This is a genomic window from Sphingobacterium sp. UBA7855 (assembly GCA_002500745.1).
GTDB lineage: Bacteria > Bacteroidota > Bacteroidia > Sphingobacteriales > Sphingobacteriaceae > Sphingobacterium.
The window spans coordinates 61,860-86,113 of record DLST01000017.1 but is presented as its reverse complement, the minus strand read 5'-3'; the positions used below and the strand labels follow the sequence as shown (position 1 = coordinate 86,113).

General features: G+C 40.8%; 17 protein-coding genes. 8 read left to right on the top strand and 9 right to left on the bottom strand.

Features of this window, described 5'->3' with window-relative positions; translation table 11 throughout:
• Window positions 1–189: 189 nt before the first annotated feature.
• The 3 genes from B2107_RS15565 to B2107_RS15555 all read right to left on the bottom strand — a co-directional run bounded on the left by B2107_RS15565 (window position 190) and on the right by B2107_RS15555 (window position 3,951).
• Window positions 190–564: a DoxX family membrane protein gene (locus tag B2107_RS15565; protein WP_293956581.1), complete on the bottom strand. Its 375-nt coding sequence runs from the start codon at window positions 562–564 to the stop codon at window positions 190–192.
• 19 nt (window positions 565–583) lie between these two features.
• Window positions 584–886 (bottom strand): DUF4342 domain-containing protein, encoded by a 303-nt coding sequence (locus tag B2107_RS15560; RefSeq protein WP_293956580.1) that lies wholly within the window; start codon window positions 884–886, stop codon window positions 584–586.
• 428 nt (window positions 887–1,314) lie between these two features.
• Window positions 1,315–3,951, bottom strand: a complete 2,637-nt coding sequence (locus B2107_RS15555) for a valine--tRNA ligase (RefSeq protein WP_293956579.1) — start codon at window positions 3,949–3,951, stop codon at window positions 1,315–1,317.
• Window positions 3,952–4,238: 287 nt separating this feature from the next.
• Between B2107_RS15555 and B2107_RS15550 the strand changes: the two genes are divergently transcribed.
• Together B2107_RS15550 and B2107_RS15545 are read left to right on the top strand one after the other, a co-directional pair.
• Window positions 4,239–6,119 carry an LTA synthase family protein gene (locus B2107_RS15550; protein WP_293956578.1) on the top strand — a complete coding sequence of 627 codons (1,881 nt, stop codon included), beginning with the start codon at window positions 4,239–4,241 and terminating at the stop codon, window positions 6,117–6,119.
• 4 nt (window positions 6,120–6,123) lie between these two features.
• Entirely contained in the window at window positions 6,124–8,049 is a 1,926-nt protein-coding gene (locus B2107_RS15545; protein WP_293956577.1) for an LTA synthase family protein, read from the top strand.
• 268 nt (window positions 8,050–8,317) lie between these two features.
• On the opposite strand, the gene odhB is transcribed toward B2107_RS15545, so the two are convergent.
• The 3 genes from odhB to B2107_RS15530 all read right to left on the bottom strand — a co-directional run bounded on the left by odhB (window position 8,318) and on the right by B2107_RS15530 (window position 13,795).
• Window positions 8,318–9,553 (bottom strand): 2-oxoglutarate dehydrogenase complex dihydrolipoyllysine-residue succinyltransferase, encoded by a 1,236-nt coding sequence (gene odhB / locus B2107_RS15540; protein ID WP_293956575.1) that lies wholly within the window; start codon window positions 9,551–9,553, stop codon window positions 8,318–8,320.
• Between the two features lie 63 nt (window positions 9,554–9,616).
• Entirely contained in the window at window positions 9,617–12,358 is a 2,742-nt protein-coding gene (locus B2107_RS15535; RefSeq protein WP_293956574.1) for a 2-oxoglutarate dehydrogenase E1 component, read from the bottom strand.
• Between the two features lie 180 nt (window positions 12,359–12,538).
• Window positions 12,539–13,795, bottom strand: a complete 1,257-nt coding sequence (locus B2107_RS15530; protein WP_293956573.1) for a deoxyribodipyrimidine photo-lyase — start codon at window positions 13,793–13,795, stop codon at window positions 12,539–12,541.
• A gap of 329 nt (window positions 13,796–14,124) precedes the next feature.
• On the opposite strand from B2107_RS15530, the gene B2107_RS15525 reads away from it, so the two are divergent.
• The 3 genes from B2107_RS15525 (at window position 14,125) to B2107_RS15515 (ending at window position 17,389) form a co-directional block, all read left to right on the top strand.
• Complete coding sequence (locus B2107_RS15525; RefSeq protein WP_293956572.1) at window positions 14,125–14,994, top strand: hypothetical protein; 870 nt, start codon at window positions 14,125–14,127, stop codon at window positions 14,992–14,994.
• Between the two features lie 142 nt (window positions 14,995–15,136).
• A complete protein-coding gene (locus tag B2107_RS15520; RefSeq protein WP_293956571.1) occupies window positions 15,137–16,975 on the top strand; it encodes a UbiD family decarboxylase in 1,839 nt (612 codons plus the stop codon).
• Between the two features lie 78 nt (window positions 16,976–17,053).
• The gene (locus B2107_RS15515; protein ID WP_293956570.1) at window positions 17,054–17,389 is read left to right on the top strand and encodes a HopJ type III effector protein; all 336 of its coding nucleotides are present in this window, start codon (window positions 17,054–17,056) and stop codon (window positions 17,387–17,389) included.
• A gap of 200 nt (window positions 17,390–17,589) precedes the next feature.
• Here B2107_RS15515 and B2107_RS15510 read toward each other — a convergent pair whose 3' ends face one another.
• Together B2107_RS15510 and B2107_RS15505 are read right to left on the bottom strand one after the other, a co-directional pair.
• Window positions 17,590–18,051, bottom strand: a complete 462-nt coding sequence (locus tag B2107_RS15510; RefSeq protein ID WP_293956569.1) for a VOC family protein — start codon at window positions 18,049–18,051, stop codon at window positions 17,590–17,592.
• A gap of 163 nt (window positions 18,052–18,214) precedes the next feature.
• Window positions 18,215–18,802 (bottom strand): Crp/Fnr family transcriptional regulator, encoded by a 588-nt coding sequence (locus B2107_RS15505; protein ID WP_293956568.1) that lies wholly within the window; start codon window positions 18,800–18,802, stop codon window positions 18,215–18,217.
• A 235-nt stretch (window positions 18,803–19,037) separates the two neighbouring features.
• Between B2107_RS15505 and asnB the strand changes: the two genes are divergently transcribed.
• From asnB to B2107_RS15490, 3 genes are all read left to right on the top strand, one after another.
• Window positions 19,038–20,726: an asparagine synthase B gene (gene asnB, locus B2107_RS15500; protein ID WP_293956567.1), complete on the top strand. Its 1,689-nt coding sequence runs from the start codon at window positions 19,038–19,040 to the stop codon at window positions 20,724–20,726.
• 323 nt (window positions 20,727–21,049) lie between these two features.
• Window positions 21,050–22,618: a M20/M25/M40 family metallo-hydrolase gene (locus B2107_RS15495; RefSeq protein ID WP_293956566.1), complete on the top strand. Its 1,569-nt coding sequence runs from the start codon at window positions 21,050–21,052 to the stop codon at window positions 22,616–22,618.
• A gap of 2 nt (window positions 22,619–22,620) precedes the next feature.
• Window positions 22,621–23,589, top strand: coding sequence for a polysaccharide deacetylase (locus B2107_RS15490; protein WP_293956565.1), 969 nt, complete (start codon window positions 22,621–22,623; stop codon window positions 23,587–23,589).
• Here the strand turns inward: B2107_RS15490 and B2107_RS15485 are convergent.
• The gene (locus tag B2107_RS15485) at window positions 23,586–24,191 is read right to left on the bottom strand and encodes a CDP-alcohol phosphatidyltransferase family protein (RefSeq protein ID WP_293956563.1); all 606 of its coding nucleotides are present in this window, start codon (window positions 24,189–24,191) and stop codon (window positions 23,586–23,588) included. The two genes, B2107_RS15490 and B2107_RS15485, sit on opposite strands and share 4 nt — an antisense overlap.
• Window positions 24,192–24,254 lie beyond the last annotated feature (63 nt).

The window sequence follows — 24,254 nt, the reverse complement described above, 5'->3', positions numbered from 1 at the left end:
AATAAAAATTAAAACGGGAAAAAGTTACATCAAATAATTGACCAAACCAGTATAGCTACATAAAGTTTTTTATTTTTTAATTTTATGTTAATAAAAACATTTAATACCTATTAATTTGTCAAAAAATAGGTATTAAATAACAATAAATCTGCTATGCTGAATGAGCTCGTTTGTCTAACAATGAGGCAATCATACAAGCAATTTTTTATACTTTCCCCAGTTTTCGAAAACTACCCAAACCCAGATGATAAAAAGTACAGCCCAAATAATTAATCCCTGTTGACTATAGAAAATCATATTATGAGTAAAAATCCCAATAAGAATCGGGAAGATGATCAAAGCACCCAACGTTCGTGTCTTTGTGAAAATAAATAGTAAACCGCCAATGAGCTCGATAATTCCAACCAGTGGCATTAGCCATTTTATAGTGTTAAAAGCCTCAAATACCTTTTTCATGTCCATATCCATTGGTGGAGCAGGCATATAATGAAAAAGTTTATCCAGACCCGCATGAATGAATAGCAAGGCGAACAAAACACAAAGTATATTTTTTAAGATTTTCATAGCAGGCAATCTGAGTTGATTAGTTCACTGTTATTGTGGTTGGTGGATCCGTACTGTTGTCTCCGTTGTTGTTGTCGTCCTTTTGGCTATTGCGTTCCACAGTAATGGTACACTCTGTAAGTAATGCTGCTACTGCTCCAATCGCTGCAAAAACAGGCGCTAAGATCAAACCTATCGCTCCAACCGTCACAGGAAAGCTCATGATCTCCTTTCCATGCTTGTCCGAGATAGTAATTTTGTTTACGTTGCCCTCCGCAATAATTTCTTTGATTTTCTGCAAAAGGTTTTCACCGTTAATCTGAAATGTTTCTTTAAATCCCATATTAGTATAATTTAAGTTCACTATTATAAAGTTATTCATTTTTTACAGAATTAGGATAAACTTTCCGGTATTGTTCCACTCGAAGTCAATTTTAAACTACAGCGGAATCGCTTGCGAAAAAAACCTACCTTATTTATGAAACTCTTTTAGAGAATCCTTGAAATGATACAACCAGTACTAACATGGGAATTTACCCCGCTTACCGTTCATAAATCAGTGATACCAGCTCCAGTCTTCGCACGCTCATTTGTCGGATATACTTCGTACTCGTACGGTATTTCTTCGGTCACAACCGAGCAAGCACCGAATAAACACCGAGCAAGTACCGAACGAACGCTGAAGATAGGCCGAAGGAAGGGCGAATTTCGTGTTAACAAAAAAAGGTCCCGTGGATTACACGGGACCTGATCAGCTGTATTGTTTAGGTATTATCCTAATGCCAGTAAACTTTCTTGCAAGATTTTAATCTTAGCTTCTGCATCCGCTTTTTTGCTTTTCTCGTTTTCGACAATTTCAGGTTTAGCATTTTGCACAAATCGTTCATTGGAAAGCTTTTTGTCTACAGATACAAGAAAACCTTTTAGGTATTCCAATTCTTTCTCGATACGCTCACGTTCAGCATCCGCATCAATATTATTTTCCAACGTAACATAACATTCGTCTTTGCCGGCAAGGAAACTTGCTGCACCAGTTATTTTCTCGGAAACAAAAGTCACACCCTCCAAGTTTGCAATCTTGGTGATGATAGCAATATATTGCTCCAGGTTGACGTCCGATTGTTGATTGATCGCTAACGGTAAAGCAACTTTAGGGGAGATACCTTTAGAATTGCGAATATTCCGAACTTCCGAAATAATCTGTTGAGCGATAGCGAAATCTTTGATCAGTTGCTCATCAAAATCATTCGCTGTAGGATAAGGGGCTACGATAATGCAATCTTTCTCGTCTTTCACACCGAACAGTTCGTCATGCCACAATTCTTCTGTTAGGAAAGGCATGAAAGGATGCACCAATGTGAGGATACGTTGAAAAAATGATTTTACTGTTGCTAAGGTTTCGCCAGAAATAGGGCAGCCATAAGCCGGTTTAACTAATTCTAGGTACCAAGCACAGAAGTCATCCCATACCAATTTGTAGGTTGTCATCAATGCATCTGATAGACGATAGTGTTTGAAGTTTTCTTCGATATCGACCAGAGCTTGATTTAACCTTGCTTCGAACCAAGATGCCGAAATCTTATCTGAATCTGAAGCCGGAGTAGCTGTAATTTCCCAGCCTTTAACCAAGCGGAAAGCATTCCAGATCTTATTGGCAAAATTACGTCCTTGTACACAGAGTTCAACATCGAATGGAAGGTCATTACCTGCCGGAGCAGTCAATAACATCCCCATTCTAGTCGCATCGGCACCGTATTCGTTCATCAAATCAATTGGATCAGGTGAGTTTCCCAGCGATTTGGACATTTTGCGGCCGAGTTTGTCCCGTACAATCCCAGTAAAATAAACATTTTCAAAAGGCAATTGTCCGCGGAATTCATATCCTGAAACGATCATACGTGCTACCCAGAAAAAAATGATGTCTGGGGCAGTGACTAAATCTTGCGTAGGGTAATAGTAGTTGATTTCTGCATTTTCTGGTTCGTTTATACCATTGAAGACTGAAATTGGCCATAGCCAAGCTGAAAACCAGGTATCAAGCACATCCTCATCTTGACGTAGATCGGTCAATTGAAGCGTTGCATTACCTGATTTTTCCTGCGCTAATACAAGTGCTTCTTCAACTGTTTGTGCAACCACAAATTCTTCGTTGCCCTCGCCATAGAAATATGCCGGTATTTGGTGGCCCCACCACAATTGTCTTGAGATATTCCAGTCGGTCACATTCTCCATCCAATTGCGGTAAATATTTTTGAATTTTGTCGGATGAAATTTGATGGTATCATCCATGACATTATCCAAAGCCGGTTTTGCAAGGTCTTCCATTTTAAGGAACCACTGATTGGAGATTTTGGGCTCGATCACCGCACCTGTTCGCTCTGAAGTCCCAACATTATTGGTATAGTTCTCGACTTTTTCCAATAACCCTTTTTCCTCAAGCTCTTTCTCAATTTCTTTCCGGACTTTAAAACGATCCATACCAGCGTAATGCAGGCCATTGTCGTTTAGTTTTGCTTCATCGGTAAAGATGTCGACAAATTCCAAGTTGTGCTTTTTGCCGAGCGCATAGTCGTTTACATCGTGTGCTGGAGTAACTTTTAGACAACCGGTACCAAACTCCAAATCTACATATTCATCTTCAATGATGTTCACTTTTCTGCCTACGATCGGTACAATGACTTGCTTTCCTTTTAACCAGGTGTAGCGTTCATCGTCGGGATTGATACAGACCGCTGTATCACCAAAAATTGTTTCGGGACGGGTTGTTGCAACAACAATGTATTGATCAGTACCGTCAACCTGATATTTTAGGTGATATAATTTACCATTTTTCTCTTTATAAATAACTTCTTCGTCGGAAATATTTGTTTTTGCTTCCGGATCCCAATTGACCATGCGGTAGCCCCGATAAATCAATCCTTTATTATACAGATCCACGAATACGCGGATAACAGATTGATACAATTCTGGGTCCATCGTAAAGCGCGTGCGATCCCAGTCACAGGAAGCACCAAGTTTTTCCAATTGTTTCAGAATAATACCACCATATTTCTCTTTCCATTCCCAAGCGTGCTTTAAGAAATCTTCGCGGGATAACGATCGTTTGTCAATTCCTTGTTCTTTCAACATAGCGACGACCTTGGCTTCAGTAGCAATGGAGGCGTGATCCGTACCCGGTACCCAACAGGCGTTTTTTCCTTGCATACGTGCCCGGCGAATCAAAACATCTTGAATGGTATTATTTAGCATATGCCCCATGTGCAACACCCCAGTGACGTTTGGAGGAGGCATCACAATCGTGTAAGGTTCACGTTCGTCTGGGGTAGAACGGAAAAATCCGTTCGCTTTCCAATAGCTGTACCATTTTTCTTCAGCTTCTTTTGGATTATAAGTTTTCGCTATGCTCATTTTAAATTTTCTATTCAAACTTTTAAGGAACACAAAAGTAAGTATTTCTATGTTATTTTCCTTAGGTATCAGCTGATCTTGTGCTCAAACAAAAAGATGCTATCCATCACGTATCGGCAATTCATTCAAACACCATCCTCCTTCGGCAGAAGAGTTTGCTATTTATGCGGTATTCTATCTCAGGGATACTTTATAATTTTTTAATCTTTTATTCATATTACTATGTAATTAGCCTGTATTTCATTTAAATTAATGTAAATTTGCCTGTTTTATTTTTACGCGAAAGAATGCAACGATTTGCTAAAGAGTTGAGAGCTTTAACACAGTATTTTCTATTCTGGTTAATGATCTGTTTTATAGATAGATTGATTTTTGTTACTGCTTTTTTTGAGAAAATTGGTTTTTCCAATATTACAGAGGTTTTCAGAATTTACTATCATGGCCTCAATCTGGATTTCTCGGCTGTTTCTTATATATGTGCACTACCGTTCCTTGTGTATTGTATATTAAGTTTTTTTCCAAAGCTCAAACCCAAAAGACGGATCTTGGATATCTATACCATCATTGTGCTGGTTTTGTTTTTTGTGACAAGCTTTATCAACATCAATATCTATCGGGAATGGGGCGACAAGATCTCCAAACGCGCTATCGATTCTTTTTTGGCCTCACCTTCAGGGGCTGTAGCTTCGGCAGAAGCCACACCGGTATTTCTCCCCATCGTCGGCATGCTGATCGGCATATTGTGTGGCTATTTTTTGTACCGCTGGATGTTTAAAAAGGTATTCTTTTTCAATATCACATCTCCGGTCGGTAATATCTTTAAATTGGTCGTCGGAATTTTTGTCCTCTTCACATTTATTCGCGGTGGTTATGGGCGGGCAACATTAAACCCCAGTAAAGCTTATTATTCGGAAGATACCTTTTATAACCATGCGGCAGTCAATACGCAATGGGCTTTTTTACGCGATTTCTTTGCTAAAAATACCAAACTGAAAAACCCATATAGTTACTATAGCGATCAGAAAGAGATCGCAGAGAAACTACGGCCTGCCTTTCAGCATCAGCCGGATTCGGCGGTTCAGGTGCTTACAACGACTCGGCCCAATGTGGTCTTTATTATGTTAGAAAGTTTTGTCGGCGACCTTATCCAGTCCCTCGGGGGGGAGAAGGGAATTACACCACACATGGAAGAGTTGATCAAAGGGGGGATTTTGTTTGACCATATTTACTCTGCTGCTGATCGATCTGACAAAGGAATGGTGGCGATATTGAGTGGCTTTCCTGCACAAGGGCCTGAAAGTATTATTAAATATATTGATAAGCATGAAAATATGCCTGCAATTGGGCAGGAGCTCGATCATGCGGGTTACGAAACATCTTTTTACCACGGTGGACAAAGTGAGTTTTACAATTTTAAATCGTATATGCTCACCCATGGGATCGCTAGAGTTGTCGATAATGCTAATTTTGGCTTGGATGCTGAACGTGCCTCTTGGGGGGTATACGACCATGTGGTGTTTAATCGGATGATCAAGGACTTTAAAAAGGAAAAACAGCCTTTCTTTTCGACGATCTTTACCTTGGTCAACCACGAGCCATTCGATTTGAAAAATGGTTATAAATTTGGCAATGCTACCAATGCAGATAAGTTTAGAAGCACAGCATATTATACGGATTCAGTGGTGTATGACTTTATCGCTAAAGCCAAAAAGGAAGCTTGGTATAAGAATACTCTTTTTGTTATTGTAGCTGATCATGGACACCGCCTTCCTTCAGAAAAATGGGAACTATTTCATCCCAATCGGTTTCATATTCCATTGATTTTTTTCGGAGATGTTATCAAGCCTGAGTTTCGGGGGAAAATTTTCAGCAGAATTGGCAACCAGACAGATTTAGCTGCAACGTTATTGACACAATTGAAACTTCCAACCGAACGTTACCATTGGAGCCGGGATTTGTTCAATCCAACCACACCTCAAATTGCCTTTTATAATTCCAAAGATGCCTTTGGAGTAATTACTCCAGAGCAAGCGGTTTCTTTTGATAACGTGGGAAGGATAATCAACTATAGGTCGAACAAGGAATATCCAGTAAGCAAAACAGATAGTTTGTTGAATATCGGTAAAGCGTATTATCAAGACGTATATCGTGAATTTTTAAAATATTAGGACTATGAAATTAAAGGGAGTACTTGCACCGTATTTTGCTGTCGCAATTCGTTTTATCTTTCTTTTGGTCATTTATGCGTTGTTAAGATTGGGGTTTTATGGCAGCAATGCCTCCTTATTTCCGCACGTCGATGCGGGTAAGCTCCTGGTGATGTTTGCCGGTGGTGTGCGTTTCGACATTGTAGCACTGCTCTATTTAAATATTCTTTATATTGTAATGATGACTGTCCCGGGACCGTTTAAGGATAACCGGATTTATCAGCAAGTTGCCAAATGGATATTCGTTGTGGTCAATTCAATCGGAATAGCCTTGAACCTGATTGATTTTGCCTATTATCCCTTTACACTCAAAAGAACCACGGGCACAGTAATCGATCAATTTTCAAATGAATCTAACTTGGTGAAGCTAGCCTTTGATTTTTGTTTGGACTATTGGTATCTTATCGTACTATTGGCTCTTATCGTGTATGGCCTGATGAGATCCTATCAGCTTATTCAGCTGGAAAAGATCACGAAATATAACTGGAAGTCATTTTTGATCCAAGTACCTTTGTTTCTATTGACCGCCTTTCTTTTCATCGGCGGGGTACGTGGAGGATGGGCCCATAGCACGCGTCCCATTACGTTAAGCAATGCCGGAGATTATGTGGAAACTCCAGAGGAAATGAATATCGTACTGAACACGCCATTTAGTATATTAAAAACATTAAAGGCTGTCAGTCTTAAACCGGTGCATTATTATTCCGAACAGGAGCTTCAACAGGTATACAATCCTATTCATCTACCCAAAAAGGAACAGCCTTTTACAAAGAAGAATGTCGTCGTTCTGATTTTGGAAAGTTTCGCAAAAGAGCATTTTGGTGAATTGAACAAAGATATTCAAGGTGGAAAGTACAAAGGTTACACGCCTTTTTTGGATTCATTGATCCGCCATGCGTACACTTTTACAGATACGTATGCCAATGGGCGTAAGTCAATTGATGCATTACCATCCGTGATTACCGGCATTCCTTCGATAGGTGAACCTTTTGTACTTTCGATATATTCGGGCAATGAAACCACGAGCTTAGCGAAGCTGTTGGGTAAGAAGGGGTATGAGACGGCATTTTTCCACGGCGCACCTAATGGAAGTATGGGATTTTCGGCTTATATGAAATTGGCCGGCATTCAGCATTATTTTGGTAAGAATGAATATAACAATGATGCGGACTTTGATGGCATATGGGGAATTTGGGATGAACCTTTTTTACAGTTTGTAGCAAACAAGATCAATACTTTTCATCAGCCATTTTTCGCCAGTTTCTTCTCATTATCCTCACATCATCCCTTTAAAGTACCCGAAAAATATCAGGGAAAATTTCCCAAAGGACCTTTGCCTGTACAAGAGCCCATCGGATATACCGATAATGCGCTGCGCGAATTTTTTGCCACAGCATCTAAAATGCCGTGGTACAACAACACCGTGTTCGTGATTTGTGCAGACCATGCTACTGTAAGCTACCTGCCGGAATATCAGACCACAGCTGGAGGCTTTCAGATTCCTATCATATTCTATGCGCCAGGCGATAATCTGGTGGGTAAAGCAGATAAGCTGGTGCAACAAATTGATATTATGCCGACGATTTTAAATTATCTGCACTACGATGAACCGTATTTTGCATTCGGGTCGGATGCTTTCAAATCGGGTAAGGATAATTTTGTGCTTAATAATAACTCAGGAAGCTATAACCTCTACTATAAAGATTATATGATGTCGTATGACGGCTTGAAAGTGACATCATTTTACGATCTAAAGAAGGACCGATTGATGAAACAGGATCTGCTAAAACAGCATCCCGCTGTATTAGATACGATGGAGACCAAGATGAAAGCTTTTATTCAACAGTATAACAACCGTATGATTGAAAACAAGCTAACTTTTAAAAAATAGCATCTATTATTTGCAGGACTTAAATCGGATGATTCTGTCGGTAATAATTAGAAGGAACTTGGTATAATCAGGTTCCCAATTAGCGATGCAAAACGGTTTTTGTGACTTTGGGCTTTTAGATAGCTACATCGGATATGAAGGTATAGCAGCGCTATTGTTCCGATCAGAGCGAGCAGATGGGTTCGATAGGTATAAATTGGCTATCTTGCTAAAAAAAAGACCCATGCCGCAAAGCATAGGTCTTTTATATTTCCAATTTTATTGAGGTTTAAACACCCAACAATAAACGAGCTGGATCTTCCAATAATTGTTTTACACGAACCAAGAAGCTAACTGATTCACGACCATCGATGATGCGGTGATCATAAGAAAGTGCAATATACATCATTGGACGGATCACCACCTGACCATTTTCAGCAATAGGACGTTGGATGATGTTGTGCATACCCAAGATTGCCGATTGTGGCGCGTTGATGATCGGCGTAGACATCATTGATCCGAATACACCGCCGTTGGTAATTGTAAATGTACCACCGGTCATTTCATCGATCGTTAATTTGTTGTCACGTGCCTTACCCGCTAAAGCAGCAATTGCTTTTTCGATCTGCTCCAATGACATGGCATCTGCATTACGAATAACTGGAACTACCAATCCTTTAGGGGCAGAAACCGCGATTGAAACATCTGCGAAATCAGAATATACAATCTCGTTATCCTCGATACGTGCATTGACAGCAGGCCATTCAGCTAACGCAGTGGTTACTGCTTTAGTAAAGAATGACATGAAGCCAAGACCAATACCAAATTTCTCTTTAAAAGTATCTTTATATTTGGCGCGTAAATCCATGATCGGCTGCATATTGACTTCATTGAATGTTGTCAACATCGCTGTTTCATTTTTAACCGCGACTAAACGTTTTGCGATCGTTTTACGTAAGGAAGATAATTTCTCACGACGTTCATTTCTAGAACCAGCGACTGGGGCAGCTGGTGCAGCAGCAGCAGCAGGTTTTGCCGCAGGTGCTGCAGCTTTAGCAACAGGTTGAGCTTTTTCGGCATCTTCTTTTGTGATTCGTCCTTCTTTACCTGTTCCTTTTATTGTAGAAGCATCAATTCCTTTTTCTCTTAAGATTTTTGCAGCAGCAGGAGAAGCTGTACCAGCAGCATAGCTATCTGGATCTTCGTCTTTCGCGGCAGCCGCTGGAGCAGCAGTTGATGATGCTTCCTTAGCAGGGGCAGCAGCTGGAGCTGAATCGCCTGTAGGGGCATCACCCTCTTCAATTGTACAAACAACAGCACCGATTTCTAAAGTATCACCTTCTTGTGCAATGATTCTTAAGATACCTGCTTTTTCAGCTGGTAATTCAAACGTTGCTTTGTCTGATTCCAGTTCGGCGATGTTTTCATCCATCTCCACATAATCGCCATCTTGTTTCAACCATTGTGATAAGGTTACCTCCGTGATTGATTCACCTACGGTTGGTACTTTAATTTCTAAGCTCATATATATTGTTATTTATTGACAATTGCGCCCTAGCTATAGGACGCAATTGATTTTAAATTGTTTTTATTCGAATGATTTATTTAAGATTGCTGCTTGTTGTGCAACGTGTTGTTTCATGTAACCCGTAGCTGTACTTCCACTTTCTTTACGGGCAACAAAACCTGTAAATGCAATTTCAGTACCCATGAGTTTACGGCAATAATAAGACCAGGCGCCCATGTTTTCGTTTTCTTCCTGAACCCAGACAAACTCTTTTGCTTTTGTGTATTTTTTGCGGATTGCTTTCAATTGATCTGTAGGGATCGGAAACAACTGCTCGATACGAACGATAGCAACATCTTTGCGCTTATCCGCCTCTTGTTTTTCTAATAAGTCGTAGTACACTTTACCAGAACAGAACAATACGCGTTTAACATCTTCTGCTGAAACATTGACATCGTCGATTACCTCCTGGAAAACACCTTCTGTAAAGTCTTTTAAAGGCGACACGACTTTCGGATGACGCAACAATGATTTTGGTGTAAATACAATCAATGGTTTGCGGAACTCGCGAACCAGTTGACGACGCAACAAATGGAAGTAGTTTGCAGGTAAAGTACAGTTGGCTAAGATCATATTTTCATCTGCGCATAGCTCCAAGAATCTTTCGATACGTGCTGAAGAGTGCTCAGGACCTTGACCCTCCATACCGTGAGGAAGCATCATCACCAATCCGTTGGAGCGTTTCCATTTCGTCTCCGCACTGGATAGATATTGATCTACAATGATTTGAGCACCGTTATAAAAATCTCCGAATTGCGCTTCCCAAATGGTCAATGAATTGGGGTTAGAGGATGCATAGCCATATTCAAAACCCAAAACAGCGTACTCGGAAAGTAAGGAGTTATAGATGGAGAATTTATCGCCCCCTTTCACATGAGCTAGAGGAACATATTTTTCTTCTGAATCTTCAAGCGTCAATACCGCATGACGGTGTGAGAATGTGCCGCGTTGCACATCTTGTCCCGAGATACGTACACGGTTACCTTGATCCAATAATGTCGCGTAAGCCATCAATTCGCCCATTGCCCAATCGTATGAATCCGTATCGATCATTTTGGCACGGTCTTCAAATAAACGCGTAATCTTACGGAAGAATTTTTTGTCAGCAGGTAAGGTTGTAATTTCTTTTGCTAATTTCAAAAATAAATCCTTTGCAACTTTGGTTTTATCGGATGTTGTTAATACTTCACCCTTTTTAGCAGGACGCAATCCTTCCCATGCACCTTTAAACATCGGAATCTCTTCAGTCAATACCTCAACTGTTTTAGATTCCTCAAATTTAGTCTGTAGTGCAGCTTTAAATTCCTTCTCGATAGTTTTGGAATATGCTTCGTCAATACTTCCTTCGGAAATTAATTTTTTAGCATAAACTTCTTTCGGGTTGGGATGCTTATCGATAAGTTTGTACAACAATGGCTGCGTGAATTTTGGTTCATCGGCCTCATTATGTCCAAATCTTCTATAACATAAAAGATCGATAAAGACGTCAGTTTTGTATTTCTGACGGTACTCTACAGCTAAATTGATGGCGTATACCACTGCTTCAGCATCATCACCGTTGACATGGAATACGGGTGAAGAAGTGATTTTTGCAACGTCGGTACAATATGTACCCGAACGGGCATCCTTGTAGTTTGTTGTAAATCCGATCTGGTTGTTGATGACAATATGTACAGTACCACCAGTTTTGTAACCATCTAGTTTAGACATCTGGGTTACTTCATACACGACACCCTGGCCAGCAATTGCCGCATCACCATGGATGATGATCGGTGCAATTTTCGATGAATCACCATCGTATTTGAAGTCGATTTTCGAACGTACCATACCTTCTACAATTGGATCTACCGTTTCCAGGTGCGAAGGGTTAGGAGCCAAACTTAGGTGAACAGATTTGCCATCGTTGGTTTTGACTTCAGAAGAGAAACCCAAGTGGTATTTTACGTCCCCACCAAAGTTCACTTCGGGATCGTCGGCATAAGTCTTACCTTCAAATTCAGAGAATACTGACTTGTAAGATTTACCCATAATATTGGTCAGTACATTGAGACGGCCACGGTGAGCCATACCAATAACAAATTCCTGAATACCGATTTCTGCTCCTTTTTCGATAACTGAATCTAGCGCAGGAATTAAACTTTCGGCACCTTCAAGTGAGAAACGTTTTTGACCTAAAAACTTAGTACCCAAAAAGTTTTCGAATACGACAGCATGGTTTAATTTGTTTAAGATCCTCTTTTTGGTATCTAAAGAGAATTTAGGCATGTTACGATCCGCTTCCATACGGTCCTGTAACCATTTAATTTTTTCTGGGTTACGGATATATTTGAATTCTGCACCAATGGAACGGCAGTAAGTATCCTCTACCAATTGACGGATGTCTTTTAATGTTGCTGGACCTAATCCTACTTCAACACCGGCATTGAAAACCGTACTCATGTCTGCTTCAGCAAGACCAAATGTCTCCAATTCCTTGCCAGGATAGTATTTACGTCGCTCACGCACAGGATTTGTGTGTGTGAATAGGTGGCCACGATCGCGGTAGCCGTTAATCATGTTCAGCACGTTGATTTCTTTCAAAACGTGCTCAGGGGTAGCTTCACCTACTGAACTTGTTGTTCCACCAGCATTTTGACCGAAATCAAAACCTTCAAAGAATTTTTGCCATCCGAAATCTACCGATTGGGGATCTTGCTTGTACGATTGATATAAGCCATCGACATAAGCCGAATCAGCATTACTCAAATATGTCAGATTGTCCATTTACAATTAAAACTATGAAATTTGTCAAAGTTATGAATAAAAAAAGAGTTTCTAATACTGAAATTGAATAATTTAATCAATAAATCTATCCAATTCTTAACATTTTTAGCACGACTTTAAAGGAGATTCCGGGGTGCTAAAAAGACCTTTTCCGTCGGAATATTTATTTCCGACGAAGATTTATTTAACCATTATTTCATCCAGTTTTGGAAGCCCATTCGGGAAATGAGTTTTAATCAATTTTTGCCAATCCAGTGCCTTATTATCCTTTTCACTCGTACCTACGCCAGCGACATGAGACCACTGTCCATATACGGTGGCAGGAGAATAGTCCAGCAGGTGCTCCTCATACCAAGAAGCTCCACGAAGCCAATTGACACCGTACTCATGCACCAAATAGCTGGCTGCAATAAAGCGTGCTTGATAGGGAATGTAGCCCGTCTTCTGCAATTGAATCATCACACTATTTATAAAATCATTTTCTGTACGGCCTGATTTCCATTTATCAAATCGTTGGTCATCGCCGTCTGCGGTTGGAAAACCCTGCGGTGCACTGGTAGTAAAGCCTTGCGATTTAAAAAATATATTCGGATATTTTTTTAGCATAAACCTAAAATAATCACGCCAAAGAAGGATGTCAATAATCTTCTCAAACCGTTTGTCCTTTTTACCTTCACCCAATTTTTTGATATTTTGATATAAGAGGATAGGGGATAAGGCGCCTGAGGCAATAAAAGGACCGAGGATGAGTGGATCCTGATCCGTCTCTGGGTAGGTTGACAATAACGCATGCATAATACTGAGTGCGGTGTCTTCGCCTCCGAGAATGTAAATGTCGTCAACAGATTTGATCTCCTCCGCTGAATAACCTAAGTCTTTCAGTGAGGGAATTTTGGTGTCCTCTAAATGGGGTGGCGTAAGGAAGTTGGTCGGTAATGGAATCGGTTGCCGAACTAAACTTTCCCGCTCAACTTTTTTCTTGAAAACAGAAAAAGCATTGGGTATATCCTTAATTGGAAATGGAAGGTCTTCTTTGTGATAAAGGGTATGACCGATGAAATGACGGAGATTTATTTTGCTGCTCCAAAGTCCACTTTCTACTTTTTCGGAAATAGAGGTCTCCCGAAGAGCTACTTCGCGGTGGTGATAAACTTCGTGAACTTGATACTTTTGTGCGATTCTAGGAATAATGTCCTCGGGCTTGCCCACATAAGTCAACAAGTCGCTACCATGGCTCTTTAATTTTTCTTTTAGTGCCGTAACCGCTTCGATAACAAAGGCCGCCCGCAGCACACCAGTCTTCAAGTTGCCAAACTGATTTCGGTCGAAATATCGCGGATCAAAACAATATACGGGGATAATAAATGAACTTTTTTCAGAAGCTTGATAAAATACTTCATTGTCATGAAGTCTTAAATCATTTCGAAACCAGATCATTGTAGCCCTTTTGTCCATAGAGGTGAAGATAAATACTTTTTAGTGCAGCCTATTTTCAGAAGATTTACAAATATATAAGGATATTGTATTCTTGAAAGTATTAATTGATGAATTGACAAAAAAAGGACAATGACGGTTGTCATAAAGCTGTTGTAGGCTTTTTTATCGGAAAAAATAAAAATTAGTGTTAAACTTATTTGGCGTTTTTCTGTTCTAAAATCAGAGTAAACACAGCTTACTAGCGGGGTAGGATCATGTTTCATGGCCAATATAGTGAGAACGAATTATAAAATCGGGATGGTTTCATAGCCATAAAATAGAGCATTCGAATGAAAAAGGTTTTAATCAGCGGGCTAAATACCTATTTGGGACGACGGGCATCCTGTTATCTGCAATCCAGCGATTTTGATGTGACGGGATTAGTCCGCAACTTATCTCTTTTTAATAGGATCGTGAAGGAACAGGTTACGGCTAAGCTCTTTGAACTTGACCTCTTGCGGAAAGGTGAGGCTTATGAGAATTTTGAAATCTCAGATATTAATTTTGGAATTTATTTTACTCAAGTCCCTTCGCTGGATAATGATATACAGCTTCAGCTTGAATTGCTCGGTCTGCGCAATTTCGTGGAGCTTTGTAAGCGGGCAGGCAATAATCGTGTTATTTACGTCGCGCGGCTAATGGACGAAGATTTCCTGGAGCCCGTGCGCAATCTTTTTGAAAATTTACGTGTACAATATACCATTGTGATCAAAAGCAGTGTGGTGGGAAAAGAGAGTGTACTGAACCGAATATTTGCTAAGCTTGCCCGACGGCAAACTATATTTTATTGGAATTGGGTAGCTTCCCTAAAATTTAGACCACTTCCCCTGCTCGATGTATACCGTTGGCTGCGGGAAATGCCTTGGGAAAATAATTTTATATCCGAGGTCATTTACCTTGGCGGCAACGAGGAAATGACTTTTAGAGGCTTATTTTACCATTTTCTGAACTGCTCTTCCGAACGCCCCAAAAAAGAGATAGGTGTGAATAAATTCTTTGCGAAACTGCTGTTAACACGATTGAATGATATCAATAAAGAAGATATCGATGAGTTTAGAAGAGTGCTTTATTATGAAAAGAATGTCGATAATACAACTTGGCAGAAAATACAGGCATTTGAATTTACCCCTTTGAAAACCTATGTCTGTTTAGACACCTAATGTACCTTTCAGGGGATTCAGAACAATCGTTTTTATCGCGGTTTTTCAGACAGGTGTTTTCGTATGTTATAACTGTTTTTATCCTGTATAATCAATAATTCTGTTAAATTTGTGGATTGACGTGGTGAAACAGATTTAATATATGGGATACAATAGTTTAGAAGCATGTGTTGCGGATCTTGAAAAGCATGGACATTTGATCCGTATCAAAGAAGAGGTTGATCCTTATCTCGAAATGGCTGCAATTCATATGCGGGTATTTGATGTTGAGGGACCGGCCTTGTATTTTGAAAATATCAAAGGTACCACATTTCCTGCGGTATCCAATTTGTTTGGTACGTTAGAACGTTCGAAATTTATGTTTCGCGATTCGCTGGATCACTTAAAGAAATTGGTGGATGTTAAAATGAATCCTGCAGCGGTGCTGAAAAATCCTTTTCAATATATTGGTTCATCTATGACAGCGTTAGGTGCCCTACCTTGGAAAAAGAAGTCGGGTGCTCCTATTCTTTATGGAAAGACATCCATTAGTAAACTTCCGCAGATTGTCAACTGGCCCATGGATGGTGGTGCTTTTGTGACGATGCCGCAAGTATATACCGAAGATGTCAGCAAACCTGGTATCATGCAGGCTAATCTCGGGATGTACAGGATTCAGCTTTCCGGTAACGATTATCTACCGGATCAGGAAATTGGTTTGCATTATCAGCTGCATCGCGGCATAGGGATACATCAAACAAAGGCAAATGCACTTGGTAGACCTCTAAAGGTGAGTATTTTTGTCGGTGGCCCCCCTGCACATCCCTTAGCTGCTGTAATGCCATTGCCGGAAGGACTTTCTGAGATGATTTTCGCGGGCGCATTGGGGAATAGAAGATTCCGTTATTTCTATGACAACGAAGGGTTTTGTATTTCAGCAGATGCTGACTTTGTGATTACAGGTACTGTTTATCCGAATGAAAATAAGCCAGAGGGTCCTTTTGGTGACCATATCGGCTATTATAGCCTGACCCATCCGTTCCCATTGATGAAAGTACACAATGTGTACCATAAGAAAAATCCGATTTGGTCTTTTACGGTTGTGGGGCGTCCACCGCAGGAAGATACCAGCTTCGGGGCTTTAATCCACGAAATTACAGGTGCTGCCATTCCACAGGAGATTTCGGGCCTTCATGCTGTTAACGCTGTTGATGCCGCTGGGGTGCACCCCTTGCTTTTCGCCATAGGTTCTGAACGATATACGCCTTATCAGCGTGTGGATCGACCGCAGGAAATTTTAACAATAGCCAATCAGATACTGGGTAAAAATCAGCTCAGCCTTGCTAAATATTTGTTTATTTCAGCACATGAAGATAATCCGCAATTGGATATATATGATATCCCGGCTTTTTTGGGTCATATCCTTGAACGTATAGACCTTACTCGGGATGTTCATTTTCAGACCAATACGACTATCGATACGTTGGACTATTCTGGAGATGGATTAAATGCCGGTTCAAAGGTGGTTTTTGCTGCCGCTGGTACAAAGAAAAGAGCATTGGGCCGTGAATTGCCGGCTGGTTTTGACCTGCCGCGACCTTTCAATCAGGCAAAATTTGTCCTACCTGGTGTGATAGCGATCGATGGACAGGCATTCTCAACATACGAGAATGAATCGAAAATTATCGAAGAATGGTGTCGCGCTGCCGCTGCAAGCTCCTGGGAAGGTTTTCCATTGATCGTTTTATGCGATGATGCGAACTTTACCGCTGCTACTGTCAATAACTTTGTTTGGACAACGTTTACCAGAAGTAATCCTGCATTTGATATTTATGGAATTGATAGTTTTACAACATTTAAACATTGGGGTTGTGAAGGTCCTTTGATTATTGATGCGCGAACAAAACCCCACCATGCCCCGGCTTTGATCAAAGACGAAGCGGTGGAAAGACGTGTGGATCGGCTTGCTGCAAAGGGAGGCTCACTTCATGGCGTTATTTAAGAGCGTTTGATGCCTGTTCATTCAGGTTTATGATGGAGAAATTCAATTCGAATAGATTTTAAAAGGTATAACATCAAGATGAATACAGCAGAATTATTGATTAAATTAAAAGGAAGCGAATTACAGTTTCAGGAAGTATTGGCGCATATTGCCGATCACTACAGCTATAGTCCCAGTGCATTTCAGAATGGGACGCTGAAAAACTCAAAAGAAGAAAATCAAGGCAGTGCAAAAGTTTTCTATTTTGCGCAGTTGCATAATCTTTCCCAGGAAGATACATTGCGCCTTTTTGCCGAGCATTATCAGCATGTACTCGATAATCCGGACGGAGATGGCCATCAGAACATTCGTCAATTTAGGACAAATGGCTGGGATGGGATCCTGTTTGAGGAAAAAGTACTGGTAGAAAAATAATAGATTTAACGTGGTAGCGGCAAAAATCGGAGATGCCTGTGGAATGGCCATTTCAATTTTGTCTTTTCAAAACTGCCACAACAAGATGTTTTACTGTGGGTAGCATAGGTGCTACACGATAACGAAACCAAGCGAATAGAAAGGGCAGTAGGGATAGATGACTGCCCTTTTTTGCCAATGTTATCTGATGAGCAGTTGGCTTAAGCGTTACTTTCGCAATCTTCTTCTTTATTTCCACCAAAGTAAACCATCCAGCAAATGCCGAACTGGTCTTGAAAAGCGCTGTATAGTTCGGCAAAAAATGTTTCTCCGAGCGGCATTTCGACCAACTTTGCATCGGTAGTTAACGCATCATATAATGTTCTTGCCTCTGCCTTGCTTTCACACATGAGCATGACATAGCTGTTGTTTCCTTGAATATAGTGTTGTCCAAAAGCGGGAACAACATCAGCGCCCATCAGCATGCTATCTCCATTGATGGAAATGGCGGTGTGACAGATTTTATTTTTCGCTTCGTCTGGAACAGGAGGCATTTGTGGATCAGCAGGAATATCCCCGTAGCGCATGTAGCCGGGGTTCTTGGTGTTGAACACTTTTTCATAAAAATTGAAAGCTTCTTCGCAGTTTCCGTTAAAATTCAAATAAGCGTGTAATTTTGCCATAATTTCTGGTTTTGAATGTCTATTACTTTTTGGGCTTCCTATATTCCATCCTGCTATCCTATTGAAGCGGATTACATGTAGCCAGGAAAGCTCGAGTAAAAATAACCTGAAACCTGTTTAAAAAACTTGTCCTGAGACAAGTTTAAAAAAAAGAGCACGCATGTCAGGAAAAAGGCCAATTCCCTTGCGCAATTTCTTTGCGGATACGACTCAAAGAAGTATCAGTAATACCCAGATAAGAGGCAATATGCTTGAGTGGTGCTTGCTGTATCAATAGAGGTTTTTCTTTCATGAGGTGGAGATAGCGCGCCGTTGCCGGTTCGGTAATCATCGCAATCGCTCTATTTTTACTGTGAACAAGCTCGTTGGCCATCCAGGATCGGCCCCATTCCCTAAATCCAGGAATCTGATGAAAGAGCTCCTGAAAATCTTCGAATTTTATTTTCCAAAGGCGGGTTTCCACAAGTGCCTGAATATTTTCAACCGTTGGACTACGTTGAAAAAAGGACGCCACTTCAATAACGACCTCCTTGTCAATACAAAATCCGGTAGTGACTTCATTACCATCGTAATCATGTAGAAAAGAACGTGTGAGTCCTTGCTCAATCAGGTAGTAAGCATTTGAAACCTGCCCCTTGGTCAATATAAAGTCGCCCTTTTTGACCGTTATGGCCGTATGTTTTTCTGTGATAGCAGTCAATTCCTCTGCTGTGAGCGCTAGCGCGCTGTAAAAGGTTCTGATTGGATCCATATCCGGGTTATTTGATTATAAGTCCAATGTAATCATAAATGTCTAGACCACCTGCTGATCTTTTGTGTGATTATTTTAACCAAACATGCGTTTCATTGATAATTTTGTTTGTTTTGAAAACTATTTTTAATAAAAATATAAAAAAAATTGAAAATTATTGTGAAAATAGTTTTTAATTGTTTTACTTTGTATCAATAACATAATGTAAAAACGAAATCTTTAAAAAGTTCATAATATGTGTGGAATTATTGGCGCTTTTGAATTAAAGCAACCTGCAAGCTCATTGAGATCTCAAGTATTGGAAATGTCAAAACGTATTCGTCACCGTGGTCCTGATTGGTCGGGTATTTTTACTGGCGAAAAAGCGTTGTTGGCACACGAGCGATTAGCTATCGTTGATCCTAAATCGGGAAGTCAACCTTTGTACAGCCCGGATGGTCAAGTTGTACTGGCAGTTAATGGCGAGATCTATAACCACCATGAATTAAGAAATAGTCTTCCTGATTATGAATTTTCGACACAAAGTGATTCTGAAGTTGTGTTGGCTTTATACTTAGCAAAAGGGCCTTCATTTGTTGACGAATTGAATGGTATTTTTAGTTTTGCACTATATGATTCGCGTGACGATTCTTTTTTTGTTGCTCGTGACCATATGGGGATTATTCCCTTATATTATGGTAAAGATAAAGAGGGGCAGCTGTTTGTCGCATCGGAATTAAAATCACTGGAAGGTTTCTGTGAGACGATCGAACAATTTCCTCCGGGCCATTATTTGTATAGTAAAACCGGGCCAGTTCCGCAGCGCTGGTACCAACGCGATTGGGAGAGTTATGACACAGTAAAAGATAACAAAACGGATATCGCTGTTTTACGCAAAGGATTGGAAGATGCGGTGCATCGTCAGTTAATGTCAGATGTGCCCTATGGTGTACTGCTCTCTGGAGGTTTGGATTCATCTGTTATTGCTGCTGTAACGAAGAAGTTTGCGTCTAAACGTATTGAGAGTGACGATCAGGAAGATGCATGGTATCCTCAATTGCATTCTTTTGCGGTAGGTTTGAAAGGTGCACCAGATTTAATTGCAGCAAAAAAAGCTGCTGATCATATTGGTACAATACATCATGAAATTAATTTTACGATTCAGGAGGGATTGGATGCTATCCGTGATGTAATCTATCACTTGGAAACGTATGATGTGACAACAGTCCGTGCTTCGACACCAATGTATCTATTGGCGCGTGTAATCAAATCGATGGGAATTAAAATGGTATTGTCTGGCGAAGGTTCGGATGAGCTTTTCGGTGGGTATCTCTATTTTCATAAAGCACCCAATGCACAGGAATTTCACGAGGAAACTGTGCGCAAGCTGAAAAAACTTTATCTATACGATTGTCTACGGGCAAATAAATCACTTGCTGCCTGGGGAGTAGAAGGACGCGTGCCTTTCTTGGATAAAGAATTCATGGATATTGCCATGCGCATCAACCCTTCCGATAAAATGATTCGCGAAGGAAGGATGGAAAAATGGGTTGTACGTAAGGCGTTTGAAGACTATCTGCCGGAGAGCATCGCTTGGCGCCAGAAGGAGCAATTTTCTGATGGTGTAGGCTACAGCTGGATCGATACCTTGAAAGAGCAGGCTGAAAATAAAGTTTCTGATCAGGAATTTGCCGAGGCTTCGACGCGCTTCCCGATAAACACACCGAAAAATAAAGAGGAATTTTTATATCGAACAATTTTCGAGTCACATTTTCCTTCAACAGCGGCAGCTCAAACTGTTCCTTCAGTAAAATCTGTTGCATGTAGTACGCCCGAAGCGTTGGCATGGGATGCTTCTTTCCAGCACCTGAACGACCCTTCGGGTAGAGCGGTGGCTTCTGTGCACCAAGAGAGCTACGAAAAATCGAAAGTAGAAGCTGTGTAACTAATCAACCTTCATATCTATATTTTTAGTAAAGCCTGAAAAATATCTTTTCAGGCTTTTTTTATCCCTTCTTTTGGCATTTCCGGAGGAAATAAAAAGATATAATTGAGCTGCTCTAAAATAATGTGTGTTTTTAAATATTCTTTAGTAATTTTCGGGAACACCAATCACCGGATGCTTTGGTTTTCCAAATTAATTACAGACCAACGTGCCGTCTTTTTCGGAAGTTCCTGATTGGAGCCAATGGAGAATGTACGCGGGGTAGATCACACGTGCGGTGTCTGTTTGTGAACGGATAATTATAAAATAACTAATAATAACATATGAAAATAGATGCAATGATACCATTCGGAATAAAATCTTTGGGATTAGCACTTCTTTTATGGAGTACTCCCCGCGTTTTTGCTCAGGATAAGGAAGCGATGGTCTCGTCGATTGTCCAGGAAGCAAATGCAAATTCGCAATTGGAAAAGTATGCATTTGAGCTGATCGACATGATTGGTCCTCGCCTTGTTGGGAGCCCACAAATGCAACAGGCGCACGACTGGGTTGTTAAAAATTATAATTTGCTTGGAGCGCAGGCCCGTAATGAGCCGTATGGCGAATGGCGTTCTTGGGAACGGGGCACCTCCCAGGTGACGATGACCTATCCGCGTGTGAAGTCCTTGGAAGGTACACAGTTGGCTTTCAGTCCGATGACAAAAGGGAAGGGGGTCGAGGCAGAGCTGGTGACTATGCCTTTGTTTCAGTCTCAGTCCGACTTCCAGTCGTGGCTTAGAACTGTTAAAGGGAAAATTGTGCTTATCGGCATGAATCCATTGTCGGGGCGTTCAGATGCCAACTGGAAGGAATCTGCTACAGCTCGAGGATACGAAAAATATCAAACCTTAAAAAACGATCAGCTAAAAAGGTGGGAGCGCAGTATGATCTACACGGGAAGCACTCGTCGGACATTGCCTTTAGCATTGGAAGAAGCCGGTGCAGTTGGTGTCATAGATTCTTACTGGACAGAGTTGCCGGGTATCACGCGTATTTTTGATGCAAAATCTAAACAGATTCCCGTCTTTAATGTGGGATTGGAAGATTATGGTATATTATACCGTATGGCAGAACATGGTGTCAGACCCCGGGTGTTGCTTCAGGGGAATTCCAAAGAGCTTGGAATATCAAAAACTTATAACAGTATCGCCGAGATCAAAGGTAAGGAAAAACCCAATGAATATGTTGTACTGTCGGCACATTTAGATTCGTGGGACGGGGCCTCTGGCGCGACAGATAATGCTACCGGTGTGATTACCATGATGGAGGCCGTCCGTATTTTAAGGAAGGTTTATCCGGATAATAAAAGAACAATTTTGGTTGGGAACTGGGGGAGTGAAGAGCAGGGGCTAAACGGTTCTTCCGCATTTGTCGAGGACCATCCTGAACTTGTAAAAAATATACAGGTGGTGTGGAACCAGGATAATGGAACAGGTCGAATTGTTCGTATTGGGGGCAGTGGTTTTGAAAAATCTTACGAATACATTGGTCGTTGGCTACAATATCTACCTGAAGATTTTCGCAATGAAATTCAAACGAGTTTTCCCGGTATGCCAGGAACCGGAGGAAGTGATCACTCTTCTTTTGTTCAAAAAGGAATTCCGGCGTTTGGACTTTCTTCGACTTCTTGGGACTATGGTAAAGTGACCTGGCATACCAATCGCGATACCTACGATAAGATTGTGTTTGATGAGGTGAAACAAAATGCCATTATCGTTGCGATTTTAACTTACCTAGCCTGTGAAGAACCAACTTTGGTCTCCCGGGAAAAAATCACATTACCTATCGATAAAGATGGTAAGCCGGCAGCATGGCCAACGAATCTTCAGTCGAAAAGAACAAGCGGCAATTAGTCATGAAACAACTTATATTAATTTATCTATTTCTCGTATGCGGTCTTTTTTCTTTTGGACAGACTTCATTTGTCAATTTAGAAAACTACCGGACCGAGTGGCTGATCCTTCGTGAAAATGACCGATCTCTGGTGGGTATTCGTAGTTTCACATCGAACGCTGTAAAGTATTACCTCACGGTAGATCCTACGACACTGCAAACGCGTGTAGTAGGTGGTCGATCGGTAAGCATGGTCTATAAAGATGCGGGTGAGGTTAATAAAAATTTAATGGGTTCTGTGTATGAAAGCTGTTTTTCCTTCGTTAGAAAAACGGAGAATAACTTACAGGATGCTGGTCTGAACTTTAGCTTTCCTAAAGAAGCGGGTATTAATTTGACAATCGATTTATGTCCTTCACATAAGTCCTTGGATAGAGTTATTTTTGAGGATCTTCTATTGGCGTTTAAGGGTGTCGATGCGACTTTGCCATTGGCTGTTTCTATTTCGGGGAAATGGATGCTGAATCATAGGGCTGATCTGGACTGGCTTAAGTCGTTGGCAGGAAAAGGTGTCAAGATTACTTGGGTCAACCATACGTATGACCATGTCTTTAACAATCAACCACTGTCGTCCAATTTTTTGCTTTCTAAAAATACGGATCTAAGATTTGAAGTGTTGGAAAATGAAAAATTGATGCTGAAGAATGGCCTAGTGCCTTCGGTGTTTTTCCGTTGTCCGGGCTTGGTTTCAGATCGCCGAATTATTGAAAGCCTGATATCTTATGGTCTCCTTGCCGTTGGATCGGATGCCTGGCTGGCTAAGGGGCAACAGGCGAAGAATGGCAGTATTGTCCTGATTCACGGTAACGGAAACGAGGAGCTTGGGGTACATGACTTTATCAAATTACTTCAGGCAGAATCGCAGGCAATAAAGGCGAAGCATTGGACATTATATAGTTTATCTGAAGGTTTGGATGAGGAGCCGCATTAACTATTGAACAACTTGTTTTTAAGGATCGCCTTTCCCTTGCGTAGCTGGATAGCGTGGTAGATACTTGGGATGTCGTTAGACCATTTTTTGAGCGTGAGGATAATAGCAATAATTTCCAAACGTGTAAGAAGGCCTAACCAGATCGTTAACTGAAATAAGATTGTTGATTGGCAATGTAGTAGTAATTCGACTAAAAGGGCGAATAAAAACAGCGTCCAGATCTTCGCTCCAATGGAGTGTGTTGCAATTTCCTTTTTAAATTTTGCAAAGCTAATGATGTAGGTTAATATCTCTGATCCTACCAGGATCAAAATCAATGTAGCATTATCCTTAAAAAATTGGGGACAGCTCAGGTAGGTTACCAGTGAAATACAGGCAAAAAACAGAAGATCAACACTGGAGTCCCATCGGCGTAACAGCGTGGTAGAAACAGCTAGCCTACGGGCAATAATGCCGTCAAATATGTCGCTTAATAATCCTATTACAAGAAATGAAATTGCATACCATTTAAAATGATCCACTTTGAGCAAGTAAAAAAGTAACAGCAGCAGGCCTAAGACAAGGCGCAGTATAATGAGTGTAAAAGGAATGTTCTTTTTCAAAGCCTGTGATAATCGGTTAAAGTGTTGTCATTAAAGATACGTATTGTACATTATAAAACAAAA

Excerpts from the sequence above, each read along its gene's own strand:
- B2107_RS15565 (WP_293956581.1), bottom strand. The coding sequence starts at position 564 with ATGAAAATCTTAAAAAATATACTTTGTGTTTTGTTCGCCTTGCTATTC.
- B2107_RS15560 (WP_293956580.1), bottom strand. The coding sequence starts at position 886 with ATGGGATTTAAAGAAACATTTCAGATTAACGGTGAAAACCTTTTGCAG.
- B2107_RS15555 (WP_293956579.1), bottom strand. The coding sequence starts at position 3,951 with ATGAGCATAGCGAAAACTTATAATCCAAAAGAAGCTGAAGAAAAATGG.
- B2107_RS15550 (WP_293956578.1), top strand. The coding sequence starts at position 4,239 with ATGCAACGATTTGCTAAAGAGTTGAGAGCTTTAACACAGTATTTTCTA.
- B2107_RS15545 (WP_293956577.1), top strand. The coding sequence starts at position 6,124 with ATGAAATTAAAGGGAGTACTTGCACCGTATTTTGCTGTCGCAATTCGT.
- odhB (WP_293956575.1), bottom strand. The coding sequence starts at position 9,553 with ATGAGCTTAGAAATTAAAGTACCAACCGTAGGTGAATCAATCACGGAG.
- B2107_RS15535 (WP_293956574.1), bottom strand. The coding sequence starts at position 12,358 with ATGGACAATCTGACATATTTGAGTAATGCTGATTCGGCTTATGTCGAT.
- B2107_RS15530 (WP_293956573.1), bottom strand. The coding sequence starts at position 13,795 with ATGATCTGGTTTCGAAATGATTTAAGACTTCATGACAATGAAGTATTT.
- B2107_RS15525 (WP_293956572.1), top strand. The coding sequence starts at position 14,125 with ATGAAAAAGGTTTTAATCAGCGGGCTAAATACCTATTTGGGACGACGG.
- B2107_RS15520 (WP_293956571.1), top strand. The coding sequence starts at position 15,137 with ATGGGATACAATAGTTTAGAAGCATGTGTTGCGGATCTTGAAAAGCAT.
- B2107_RS15515 (WP_293956570.1), top strand. The coding sequence starts at position 17,054 with ATGAATACAGCAGAATTATTGATTAAATTAAAAGGAAGCGAATTACAG.
- B2107_RS15510 (WP_293956569.1), bottom strand. The coding sequence starts at position 18,051 with ATGGCAAAATTACACGCTTATTTGAATTTTAACGGAAACTGCGAAGAA.
- B2107_RS15505 (WP_293956568.1), bottom strand. The coding sequence starts at position 18,802 with ATGGATCCAATCAGAACCTTTTACAGCGCGCTAGCGCTCACAGCAGAG.
- asnB (WP_293956567.1), top strand. The coding sequence starts at position 19,038 with ATGTGTGGAATTATTGGCGCTTTTGAATTAAAGCAACCTGCAAGCTCA.
- B2107_RS15495 (WP_293956566.1), top strand. The coding sequence starts at position 21,050 with ATGAAAATAGATGCAATGATACCATTCGGAATAAAATCTTTGGGATTA.
- B2107_RS15490 (WP_293956565.1), top strand. The coding sequence starts at position 22,621 with ATGAAACAACTTATATTAATTTATCTATTTCTCGTATGCGGTCTTTTT.